Source organism: Shewanella youngdeokensis (assembly GCF_033180165.1).
GTDB lineage: Bacteria > Pseudomonadota > Gammaproteobacteria > Enterobacterales > Shewanellaceae > Shewanella > Shewanella youngdeokensis.
In genome coordinates this window covers 1,849,330-1,861,032 of record NZ_CP136522.1, presented here as the reverse complement: position 1 = coordinate 1,861,032, position 11,703 = coordinate 1,849,330, and the positions used below count along the sequence as shown (strand labels likewise).

The following is an 11,703-nucleotide window of genomic DNA, read 5'->3' as shown; positions in this document are numbered from 1 at the left end:
AGCTTCGGACAGTGCGGGGAAACGCTCCAATCAGAGGCGATAAAATAGCTGGCTAAAATAGGTGGACGGAGAAAAACACTCAGCCAGCCATTGTTAATCAATAACATAACGACCTCTATAGCACACTACAATGCACGAGTGACCTTTCGTTTGATACAAAACAATGTTTGGCATGCTGCTAGTGGATTTTTCGCTAAAGCAGCGCTTTATAAGGCAAAAATGGCGAATTTTAGGCGCGTGCTGTTAACTCGGCACTTTGACTGAGTTTGACTGTGGAGTTGAGGTTTGAATGACGAGTAGAGTTTACTCTAGAAATAGAAATACAAAGCCAGCCATTGTTAATCAATAACATAACGACCTCTATAGCACACTACAATGCATGAGTGACCTTTCGTTTGATACAAAACAATGTTTGGCATGCTGATAGTGGATTATCAAAATGATGTAACTAAGCCAGCCATTGTTAATCAATAACATAACGTTCTATAAAACAAACAGCAATGCACGAGTAAGTTTCAGTCATAGCTGTAACGAGCTGGATCTGTTTTCTAACAGCTTAAAGTAAAAAAACCGCTGACAATATATCAGCGGTTTTAAAAGTAACGCACGTTTACAGAGACTCGATAACACTTAATCGTTCAATCACTAGCCGTAAGCGTGTTTAATTAAAGCTGAGCAAAGTCATCAACATTAATGGCAGCTAACCTTAACTTGTCGGCTTTGCACAATTGCTTATGTTCTACTTCATTGATGATTTCTAACTCCAAAGCACTATCAAATAGATGTTGCGGAGAAAGTTTACGCGCTAAGCTACCCTCTTTTTGCGCTAGCTTCAAACGTTCGTATAACGCTTTACATTCATGCTTCGCAATAAACGCGTGTTCGACATCAGCAATACCACTGTTATCATCGCTCAGGGTCGGGCATAAAAACGTTAGCCGTTCTCGAGTAAGGCTAGGTTGGCTCATTGATTTAACAACATCGATTGATAACTGATCATTTGGCAATTTAAAATGATTACCTAATGGAAAAACCATCACTCGCAGTAGTACTTTTGCGGCACGATTAGGAAAGTTTCTAATGGCTTCATCTAGCGCTTTTGCTGCTAAATGTAATCTTGTGGCCATAACGTGCTTAACAATGGGTAAATCATCAAATTGGCGACCATTATCTTCAAACAATTTAAGGGTTGCAGAAGCCATATATAACTGGCTTAGAACGTCGCCCAATCTAGCACTTAACATCTCTTTTCGTTTAAGATCGCCACCCAATACCATCATCGACATATCCGTCATGATAGCTAACCCAGATGATAATCGTGTCATGCTTTTATAGTATGCTTTTGTCTCACCGCAAACGGGAGAGTCGGCAAATATACTGCCTGTAAGCCCGTGAGAAAAAGCTCTTAAAGCATTGCGTACGGCATAACCTATATGGCCAGTCAATAGACTATCAAAGCGATCAACAGCCTTTGACTGGTCATCCATTGAGGCTGCTTCCATTTCAGCTAACACGTAAGGATGGCAACGGGTTGCACCTTGTCCAAATATCATCAAGCTGCGGGTGAGTATATTAGCCCCCTCAACAGTAATTGAGATCGGTACTGCAATATAAGCATGCCCTAGATAATTTTTAGGCCCTAATTGGATCCCTTTACCAGACTGAATATCCATTGCATCGTCAACAACCTGCCGACCTAGCTCGGTCATATGGTATTTAGCAATTGCTGTGACAATTGACGGCTTAACATGAAGGTCAATTCCAGTTGTAGTAAGGCGCCTTGCTGCTTCTAGCTGATAAGTATTACTAATAATACGGGCTAGTGCTTCTTGAACGCCCTCAAACTGACCAATGGGTAAACCAAACTGTTGCCTTACCGCACTATAAGCGGTCGTTGTTTTGGTCGCCATGTGCCCTAAGGCCGTCGACAATGCAGGTAATGAAATACCTCGACCAGCAGACAGACATTCCACCAACATACGCCAGCCTCTGCCCGCATATTGTGGCCCACCAATAATCCAATCGAGGGGGATAAACACATCTTTACCTTGTGTTGTACCATTCATAAAGGCTAAATGTAATGGATTATGACGACGCCCAATTTCAACCCCAGGATGGTCGGTTGGAATAAGCGCACAAGTAATACCTATTTGCGGGACGTCGCCCAGCAGCCCATCAGGATCGTGCATTTGAAAGGCCAAGCCTAATACATCGGCAACGGGTGCCAACGTAATATAACGTTTGTTCCAATTGAGACGTAGCCCCAAGGTCATTTCACCATTAAACGTTTCTCGGCAGACAATGCCGGTATCCGGTATGGCGCCAGCATCACTGCCAGCTTCGGGGCCTGTTAATGCAAAACAGGGTAAAGACTGGCCACTCGCCAATTTAGGCAACCAAAAATCTTTTTGTTCGGTAGTACCGTAGTGAGTTAATAACTCGCCAGGGCCGAGTGAATTAGGTACCATCACCGAGACTGCAGCACTCACGCTGCGGCTGGCAATTTTACTTACAATGGTAGAATTAGCAAAGGCAGAAAAGGCACGACCTCCGTATTTTTTAGGAATGATTAACGCAAAAAAACCTTCATTTTTGAAGTATTCCCACAGCTCTGGAGGGAGATCTTTTTGGTTACTAACAATGTCGTAATCATCAATCATTGATAATGCAGTGACAACCTGATTATCAATAAAACTTTGCTCTTCTGACGTTAACGTAGGCTTACCGTAGCTATGCAGAGTTTGCCAATTAGGCTTGCCTTTAAACAGTTCACCTTCCCACCAAACGTCACCCGCTTCCATCGCCTCTTTCTCGGTCGATGACAGCGGTGGTAACACTCGCTTAAAAAAACTAAAAACAGGCCGCGTGATGAGTTGCATTCTAACTTTTTGCACACTAAAAATGACTGCTACAGCGATAATGATGAGTATTAATAACGTAATAAACATAATTTTACATTGCATCCTTACTTAACTGGAACGGATACTCCCGCCGATAGGTAGGGAATAACTTTTCGAATAACCGCTTCAATATCATTATGTTCGCCGAAATCGGCAGCTGCAATTTCGTTCAAAGCATCTGCTGACGCCATAGTGAAAACCACGGTACCTAAGGTAAAGTGTAATCGCCAAAACATCTCTGCGGGAGGAATATGTGGAGTACTTGCGCCGACGGCATGTACAAATTTACCTAAATACTTGCCATAATGCGCCGTTATAAACCACCTTAAGTGCCCTTGGCTTTCAATATAGCCACGCCCTAAAAGGCGCAAAAAGGTAGTCGTACCGTCGGTTCTAACATGGTTTAGATCCAGTAATGGATTAACTAAACAGCCGAAAATGTCATCAAGCGAGGCATTAGCATCAGCTTCTCGCACAGCAAATATTGCCTCTGCAGCAGCAGGCATAACAACGTCAAGATACCGTGCTAAAACCGCTCTTATCAGTTCTTTTTTAGATCCAAAATGATAATTCACCGATGCTAGGTTTACTTCTGCTTTACTCGTTATTAATCTTAACGACGTTTCTGAAAACCCTCTCTCAGCGAAAAGTTTTTCAGCTGCATCCAGAATTCTTGTTTTCGTATCGGAGCGATTAGCCATCCCGTTGCCCTATTTACAATAATTTAAACACTTGTTTAAATTAAGCGCTTGCTTTGTTTTTGTCAAACTAAATCCCCATGAACCAAACATATGCCCATAATTAAGTCCTGAAAACCTTTCCTACCAACACTTAATAACAAGTGCGCAACACTCACAGCACAAATACAACAAGAGTTCAAATTAATGGTATATGTCGTCTCATGGGCTGTCAGCTTTGATTATAATTTCACTCAACAGTGACAACCTGCAGTAAAACGATGCCGTAAATACACCAAATCTTAATAAAAATAATTAAAGCACAGCAGTGTGTTACTAATGCTGAAACAAAAATGGCTAATATATCTGTTAAGGTAAAACACTCACAATGGCTTAACAGTAATTTCATCACTGAAGATAGTGCTTATCTTTAAATGAAAGCGCAAATGAAAGCTTCCATGAAGCGATTGGCAACACTATTGCTCTTATCAATAACACTAAAGCTATTTAAAGCAAATAGGCTTATTTGATGAAGTGCCAGCTCCCTCTAAACACATTGGCTAGATGAGCAAAATAGTAGCGGAAATAGGCAATGCGGTTGGCAATTTTGGCATAATGTGTAAAAACTATCCGAGCAATATGCCATTGCTCTACACAGTTATGTACAAAATTACGCTACATCAATGGCATGAATCTTTGAACGTCAACTTTAATAAATTAATCTAAACAACTTAAATAGGTACGCCATTTTTACTTATGCAAACACATTAACTTTACAATTGTATAGTTTAGTTTCGGCGCACATGAGCAAACTTTAATCACTACAAATCAGTGCCTTGCAACAAATATCATTTTTTAAACGAATTTTAATACTTGAATTTTACCTAATTGTGTCAGTTTTACACATCTTGTAATGATCTAATTCTTTAGTTCAATACAGGTGTCTATTATAGTAAGTCTTAGAATTCTAGATTTTTGAAGTGATCCATGTTTAAAAAATTATTAAACCGCGTTGCGCTCGCTGTCAGCCTTATTCTTGCAAGCCTGCAATTCTCTTTTGCTGATGATAACGAAGCACTAAACCAATTCTATAATGACTTTAATCAAGCATACAATACACTTGATGCTGCAAAGCTGGACCAACTATACTCCGAAAATGCGAGTTATATTTCTGACAGCCAAAATGAAGCAATTACTCGCGGACGAGACAACATAACTAAACTGTACGAGACTTTTTTTAATAAAATAAAGGTCAAAAAAGCAAGGATTGAGGTCGACTTTAGGGTAATTGAACGTAACCTAAATGCAAGCAATGCCACCGATATTGGCTATTACATCATACGCTATCATCCGTCCATTGATGTAGGTGAACCAATCAGTGAGTTTGCCGGAAAATTTGTTATGGTTTCGCATAAAAAAGACGATGGAAAATGGTATGTCACTGTAGACACCAATAATCGCTCAAAGCCCGAATTTTATTATGATGCCAAACCTGCAGCAAAAGTTTATTATGGCCGCCAATTTTCAGTATTGACGCAAACTTTAACGACCCAAAATCATGACAAGAAACCTAAATGACCCCAATCACCCCTGCCCTTGTTGCTCAACTAAGCTGTTCAAAGACTGCTGCCAACCGCTTCACTTAGGCGAAATATTTGCTCAATCGCCAGCGCAGTTAATGCGGTCTAGATTTAGTGCCTTTTATATGGAAAATTACGAGTATTTGATCAGCACTCACCATGTTGACTATTTGTGTGGCCTAACAGAGCAAACATTAAGAGATAGCCCAAGTCCTCAATGGTTAACACTCGAGGTGTTATCAGAGTCCGAAAGTAAAAATCAAGGTCATGTCTGCTTCCAAGCATGGTTTCGCGCAGATGGTGAGCTCGACGCCATTCATGAGTGTTCTGATTTTATCAAACAAGGCGGCCAATGGTATTACACCGAAGGGAAACAAAAAGCGGCAGTTTTTCCAAAAAGAAATGAGCCATGTGTGTGTGGCAGTAACAAAAAGTTTAAACAGTGCTGCTTAGCTTAAACAGCACCATTAACATTACAGAATAACCGCTGAGGACTCCAAAAAATCACCAAACTCAGCTTCTCTTATTGCAGGACTATACAGAAAACCTTGTGCCTGATGACAAGCGTTATTGGCTAAGAATAGCTCTTGCTCTTCAGTCTCAACACCTTCAGCGGTAAGTGAAATATTTAGCGCTGAAGCCATGGCTATAATTGCGCTAACAATCTCTCGACTTTCATGACTAACAGATAGATCAGAAATAAAAGATCGGTCAATTTTCAACTTGGTGATCGGGAACTGCTTGAGGTAGCGCATAGAGCTATAACCAGTACCAAAATCGTCAATGGCTAATCCAACCCCTAATTCAGCAAGCTCTTTACATAATGTTGTCGCAAAGCGGATATCGCCCATCAGTTCTGTTTCAGTGATCTCTAAAATCAAACTATGCGGCTTTAAGTGATATCGGCTAATTAACTCCCATACGTGCTCAAATAAACTGCCACTAAAAAACTGTCGGGCAGATACATTCACATGCATTGAAATATCAATTTGTCGATGTTGCCACACGTTGAGCTGTTTACAAGCCGCCTCAAGAACCCAAGCGCCAATATCAGTTATTAAACCCGTTTGCTCAGCAATATCAATAAATGCACCAGGGTACAGCACCCCTTTCTTTGGATGATGCCAACGGATCAGTGCCTCGGCACCGATATATGCCTGCTTTTTTAAGTCTTTTAAGGGTTGATAGTAAAGCTCAAATTGACGACATTTAACCGCCATCGCCAAATCACGCTCAATTTCAGCATTATCTTTAAAGGTGTTGAGTAACGCCGAGTTAAAAACTTGAATGGCATTACCTTGCTTATTCTTTGCGTATTGCAAAGCAATATCAGCACAAGTTAGTGCAGGAAAAAGCTGTTCGATTGAAGCGATGTTAACGGTAGCAACAGCGGGTTTAGGTTCAACTTGTTCGGTACCAATATTTACTGGGATCTCAATTTGTCGATATAAACGCTCAACTAACTCATTAATTAAAATGGCTTCTAAGGAGTCATTAATTAACAGCGCAAATTCATCACTACCAATACGCGCTATCTCTTTTATATGGTTCACATCAGCAAAATGCTTAATGCGTCTAGCGACTTCTATCAACATCAGATCGCCATTGGCATGACCGTAAGTATCATTAAAGCGCTTAAAACCACGTAGGTCGATTAAGATAAGGTGGCCATCTGTGGCTTTATCTAATACTCGAGAAAAATGCGTTCGGTTGTAAAGTCCGGTTAAGCCACACCGCCAAGCCAGCCTTTCTAGCTCACTTTGGTGTAAATACTGGGCGGTACAATCAACGGCATTAATTAACGCAAAATGATTGCCTCTGTCCGAGACAAAACGTTTAATCGACAGCTTGGTCCAATAATCGCTACCGTCACGGCGAATGAGTTTAAACTCAGCCTCAGAGCTTTCTCCGGCTCTTACTTTAGCAAGGATCCTTTCTGACTTTTTTGCAAATTGTTTAAAAAAATCAAGCTCATATATAGTTTTACCAATGATTTTATCATTAGGTATTTTAGTCGATGCAAAATGCGCTTCATTCACGTACTCGACTCGAGTAGACTCAAGATCTACAACCATAAAGATTTGATCAGATTGGTCCGTTGCCGATAAAAATAGTTTCAAACGCTCGTCGTTATCATAGGCGTACTTCGTCGCAAGCGTGAGTGCTAGTTGATCAGCAACTTGTGAAGCTAGTTGGACTTCAGGTTCCTGCCATTCGCCACCATTACTATCACGCTCTAGGCTTAACACACCTTCTAAGTGGCCGTTGATCCTAATTGCTACTTCCAACGCAGCTTTGACTTGATATCGTTGATAATATGAAGACAGTTCAATGAGGCGATCGTCAACCACACAGTCGTCGGACGCGACATAGCGATTAACACGCAGTTCTTCAATAAAAATGGGGCTAGATAATGGTTGAGGCCGTGATTGAATATCACAACCGAAAGCCAAAGCAGGTTGAATATAAACTTGCTCTAGATTATTTGTTTTCTCATTTAGACCATACACTACAACTCGAGAGAGCTCCAAGTGTTCTAATAATAATTCAGTTGCTAGTTTAGCTGTAGCGAAAAAGTCACCACACTGTTTTGCCTCTGAATTAACTATTTGTTCTAAAAGATTCTGGTATCTAGGTTTCTTCACTCGACTTCCTAAAAGCAGGTAAACAATGGTGCTACCTAATGGTAAAGAGCATTATGCTCAATACCTTATTATTATTTTTATGAAAAACAACATACACGATAAACAGTGACGCCAGCAAGAAAATAAATACTGTAACTACAATCCATTCTCTAATTGAAAAATCATTTTTTCAGCAGTAAATGAGAATGTTAACGCTAACTTAACCTCATTGCCAGAAGTGGTCAGGCTATAATTGACTTCCGTAAATCGATTGGCCGCTTTATCTTTAACATCGGTAGCGCGTTTCAAAGCTTCAGCTCCGCTGAAAGCAAGTTCTAAAACCGTATCATGCTCGTCAATAATCGCACCAACATCAATGAAACTACCACAATCATTGCAAGTATCATTAACTAATTTAGATTGCGCGTTTTGAATATTTTTCATGGTTAGCCTTGGTTACTCAATATAATCACACTAATTATATATCAGGTTACTCATCAATAAAGGCATCATTTTAAGCTTGTGCAATAAGCTCACTCATTTGACGCTGTTCTACCAAGGTGTCAGCAAAATGTTTAAGTTGTACTGTTTGCTGTTTAACCTCGGTATTTTGATAACGTAAACGCGTATTAAGTTCGCAGTTGTTTAATACATCTTCTAAATCTAACGATTCATTACGTCGAATGACCAAGGCTTCTTGATTCAACGCATTGGCTAATCTAAAACCGACTTCGCCGCCGATTTGAAACATCGCACTGTTATCGGTAACAATATCATCGGTGTCCATTCTATTCAGTAAAGGTTGTGCTTCAGCTAAGTTGAACTTAGCTCGCAAATCAGCTTGTTTAAATTCTGCAGTTTGAAATTGCGCCAAATCACGAGCGTCAGCAGAGAGTAGTGAAAGCAATAAAGCAAATTCACCACGTCGACTTGCCCCAATTGCACTATTGAGACGTGAGCCTAACTGTAATTCATTAACCAAGGGGCTAATTGCTTGCATAATACTCTATTTGCACAAAAAAAAACCGACAAAACAAACTGTTAATAGTTAATCGGCCCCTTTAAGCAATACTTTAGACATTTTTTGAAATTTAAGCTTTACACAGGAAAAAAATCTGACTACTATTGCCGCCGCAATTGAGGAGGGGTTCCCGAGTGGCCAAAGGGATCAGATTGTAAATCTGACGGCTCAGCCTTCGAAGGTTCGAATCCTTCTCCCTCCACCATTTGCGCACAGTTTGTAGAAAGAGATATTTGGAGGGGTTCCCGAGTGGCCAAAGGGATCAGATTGTAAATCTGACGGCTCAGCCTTCGAAGGTTCGAATCCTTCTCCCTCCACCATTTCTAGCAACAATTTGTGAGTAGTAAACGCAATAGGTCAATATTGTGGGTAAGTTAAAGTACGAAAATGTGGAGGGGTTCCCGAGTGGCCAAAGGGACCAGATTGTAAATCTGATGGCTCAGCCTTCGAAGGTTCGAATCCTTCTCCCTCCACCACTTCGCTTTAAAAATAAAAGCTGGTTTGTATAACAGTGAGTAAAAGAGTAAACACAATAGGTCAATATTGTGCGTAAGACAAAGTAAGAAAATGTGGAGGGGTTCCCGAGTGGCCAAAGGGACCAGATTGTAAATCTGATGGCTCAGCCTTCGAAGGTTCGAATCCTTCTCCCTCCACCACTTTGCTTTAAAGTAAAAGCTGGTTTGTAAAACAGTGAGTACAAAGAGTAAACACAATAGGTCAATATTGTGCGTAAGATGAAGTAAGAAAAATGTGGAGGGGTTCCCGAGTGGCCAAAGGGACCAGATTGTAAATCTGATGGCTCAGCCTTCGAAGGTTCGAATCCTTCTCCCTCCACCACTTCTTTTTTACCTATCCTAAGTTAGCCTCTCGTTTCTGTTCTTGTTGTTAATCCGGCTTGTTCTATCAATTATTATTTAATCCAAAATAATCAATTATTTAATCTCTGTGACCTAGCACACTTTCTATTCAACCTCTCATGGTTATCACTACCAATCATTAACATTTTTCACTATGATTTAGCTTTATTTCTCCTGTGTAAGGCATCAATGTGGTTAATTCTTGGATAAATCAAGCTATCGGAAAAATTGAAGCTGACTTTCAGCGCAGCGCTGACACTCACCTCATTAAGCTCGACACACCAAACCTTACTGGGGTGGATATTTATCTCAAAGATGAAAGCACTCACCCCACAGGTAGCTTAAAGCACCGTTTAGCCCGTTCTTTGTTTCTTTATGCACTGTGTAACGGTTGGATCAGAGAAAATACCACGGTAATTGAATCATCGTCTGGCAGTACTGCGGTATCAGAAGCCTACTTTGCTCGCTTGTTAGGCCTGCCTTTCATTGCCGTTATGCCCAGCAGTACCGCCAAAAAGAAAATTCAACAAATTGAGTTTTATGGCGGACAATGCCATTTTGTCGATCATGCCAGTAAAATCTGTTCTGAATCGGAGAAGTTAGCGCAAGAGTTGAATGGCCATTATATGGATCAATTTACTTATGCTGAGCGAGCAACGGACTGGCGAGGTAATAACAATATTGCTAACTCTATTTTTAGACAGATGAACAAAGAGCAGCATGCTATTCCCACTTGGATCGTAATGAGCCCAGGCACCGGCGGTACGTCGGCTACCATTGGCCGTTACATCCGTTATCAGCGTCTTACCACAAAATTATGTGTTGTTGACCCAGAGAACTCGGTATTTTTTGACTACTTTAACAATGGTGATAAAAACATTACTTGCGCTAATGGCAGTAACATTGAAGGGATAGGTCGACCACGAGTAGAACCGTCATTTATTGCCGGTGTCGTGGATGAAATGCGTCAGATCCCTGATCCTGCCTCTATCGCCACTATTAACTGGCTCGAAAACATCATCGGCCGAAAAACAGGCGCCTCAACCGGAACCAACCTTTACGGTGCATTACTATTGGCAAGTGAAATGGTGGCGAAGGGACAAACGGGCTCAATCGTAACCTTGATTTGTGATTCAGGTGAGCGATATTTAGATACCTATTACAACCCAGAGTGGATTAAAGACAATATCGGTGATTTAAGCATTTACACCGACGCACTAAACAACTTTAGCCAAACCAGCGTGCTTAAGTGTCCATCTAAAGCATAATCTAATGCTTTGCACTAAAAAGCCCTTAGAGTCTAATTCTCATAAGGGCTTTTTTTATACATCGCGCTTAGTCGATCTCTAAATATTTATGGGTTTGAATCGATAAACGCCAATTACGTTCAATGCAGGTTTTAATCGCCAATTCTGTTGCCCTGCCCTTTTGACTAATAGGCTGTAAACAAATCGTTTTTGTTGAGGTATCGATATTGGTTAATAAAGTATCGAGTTCTGTAATATGTTTTGCAGTCGCAATAGGGTGCTTAATTTCATTCGCACGAGCTAAGGCCGAGTCTAAAACAGCATATCCCCCCTTCATGTTCACTTTAGGCGAAACTGTTACCCAAGTTGCCGGATCGCACATTACCTCAAACGTGCCACTGGTTTCTACCTGTGTTTGATAACCACGTTCGTGTAAGGATGCAGTTAATTCCGTTAAGTCATACAAACAAGGCTCCCCTCCAGTGATCACAATATGGGTTGCCGTATAATCTTGCTGCTTAAACGCCGCGATAAGTTGCTCGCTTGAGAGTTTTGACCAACGGCCAACGGTTCCGTCAACTTGGATCACTAATTCAGGGCTGACCCGATTATGCTCAATTAACTCCCAAGTATGTTTGGTATCACACCAGGCGCAACCAACGGGACACCCTTGTAACCTGATAAAAATCGCTGGTACGCCGGTAAAATAACCTTCGCCTTGGATTGTTTCAAATACTTCGTTGACTGGATAGTTCATCTAATATCTCTATTTATTAATTGCGCGGCAGTTATAGAGG

General features: G+C 40.9%; 9 protein-coding genes, 5 tRNA genes and 1 pseudogene. 9 read left to right on the top strand and 6 right to left on the bottom strand.

Translation table 11 applies throughout. The features are described 5' to 3' along the window. Positions 1-665 precede the first annotated feature (665 nt). Together RGE70_RS08065 and psrA are read right to left on the bottom strand one after the other, a co-directional pair. On the bottom strand, positions 666-2,948 hold the full coding sequence (locus RGE70_RS08065; RefSeq protein ID WP_310470963.1) for an acyl-CoA dehydrogenase: 2,283 nt from the start codon (positions 2,946-2,948) through the stop codon (positions 666-668). A 17-nt stretch (positions 2,949-2,965) separates the two neighbouring features. Then, positions 2,966-3,601: a TetR family transcriptional repressor PsrA gene (gene psrA, locus RGE70_RS08060; RefSeq protein ID WP_310470962.1), complete on the bottom strand. Its 636-nt coding sequence runs from the start codon at positions 3,599-3,601 to the stop codon at positions 2,966-2,968. Positions 3,602-4,016: 415 nt separating this feature from the next. On the opposite strand from psrA, the pseudogene RGE70_RS08055 reads away from it, so the two are divergent. The 3 genes and pseudogenes from RGE70_RS08055 to RGE70_RS08045 all read left to right on the top strand — a co-directional run. Next, positions 4,017-4,138: pseudogene (locus RGE70_RS08055) on the top strand (M2 family metallopeptidase); the annotation flags it as partial. A gap of 426 nt (positions 4,139-4,564) precedes the next feature. Then, positions 4,565-5,155, top strand: coding sequence for a YybH family protein (locus tag RGE70_RS08050; RefSeq protein ID WP_310470961.1), 591 nt, complete (start codon positions 4,565-4,567; stop codon positions 5,153-5,155). Next, on the top strand, positions 5,136-5,615 hold the full coding sequence (locus tag RGE70_RS08045; RefSeq protein ID WP_310470960.1) for a YchJ family protein: 480 nt from the start codon (positions 5,136-5,138) through the stop codon (positions 5,613-5,615). Before RGE70_RS08050 ends, RGE70_RS08045 begins: the two co-directional genes overlap by 20 nt. A 15-nt stretch (positions 5,616-5,630) precedes the next feature. On the opposite strand, the gene RGE70_RS08040 is transcribed toward RGE70_RS08045, so the two are convergent. From RGE70_RS08040 to RGE70_RS08030, 3 genes are all read right to left on the bottom strand, one after another. Beyond that, a complete protein-coding gene (locus RGE70_RS08040; protein ID WP_310470959.1) occupies positions 5,631-7,802 on the bottom strand; it encodes a putative bifunctional diguanylate cyclase/phosphodiesterase in 2,172 nt (723 codons plus the stop codon). 135 nt (positions 7,803-7,937) lie between these two features. Continuing rightward, positions 7,938-8,225: a DUF406 family protein gene (locus RGE70_RS08035; RefSeq protein ID WP_310470958.1), complete on the bottom strand. Its 288-nt coding sequence runs from the start codon at positions 8,223-8,225 to the stop codon at positions 7,938-7,940. A 70-nt stretch (positions 8,226-8,295) separates the two neighbouring features. Beyond that, positions 8,296-8,781, bottom strand: a complete 486-nt coding sequence (locus RGE70_RS08030; protein WP_310470957.1) for a VC2046/SO_2500 family protein — start codon at positions 8,779-8,781, stop codon at positions 8,296-8,298. Between the two features lie 141 nt (positions 8,782-8,922). Here RGE70_RS08030 and RGE70_RS08025 point away from each other — a divergent pair. From RGE70_RS08025 to RGE70_RS08000, 6 genes are all read left to right on the top strand, one after another. Then, positions 8,923-9,007 (top strand) — tRNA-Tyr (locus RGE70_RS08025). A 30-nt stretch (positions 9,008-9,037) separates the two neighbouring features. Then, positions 9,038-9,122, top strand: a tRNA-Tyr gene (locus RGE70_RS08020). Between the two features lie 71 nt (positions 9,123-9,193). Continuing rightward, positions 9,194-9,278: transfer RNA gene (locus RGE70_RS08015), tRNA-Tyr, on the top strand. A gap of 95 nt (positions 9,279-9,373) precedes the next feature. Next, a tRNA-Tyr gene (locus RGE70_RS08010) sits at positions 9,374-9,458 on the top strand. A 96-nt stretch (positions 9,459-9,554) separates the two neighbouring features. Then, positions 9,555-9,639 (top strand) — tRNA-Tyr (locus tag RGE70_RS08005). Between the two features lie 211 nt (positions 9,640-9,850). After that, on the top strand, positions 9,851-10,927 hold the full coding sequence (locus RGE70_RS08000; RefSeq protein ID WP_310470956.1) for a PLP-dependent cysteine synthase family protein: 1,077 nt from the start codon (positions 9,851-9,853) through the stop codon (positions 10,925-10,927). Between the two features lie 67 nt (positions 10,928-10,994). Here the strand turns inward: RGE70_RS08000 and queE are convergent, their stop codons facing one another. After that, entirely contained in the window at positions 10,995-11,663 is a 669-nt protein-coding gene (gene queE / locus RGE70_RS07995) for a 7-carboxy-7-deazaguanine synthase QueE (RefSeq protein ID WP_310470955.1), read from the bottom strand. Positions 11,664-11,703 lie beyond the last annotated feature (40 nt).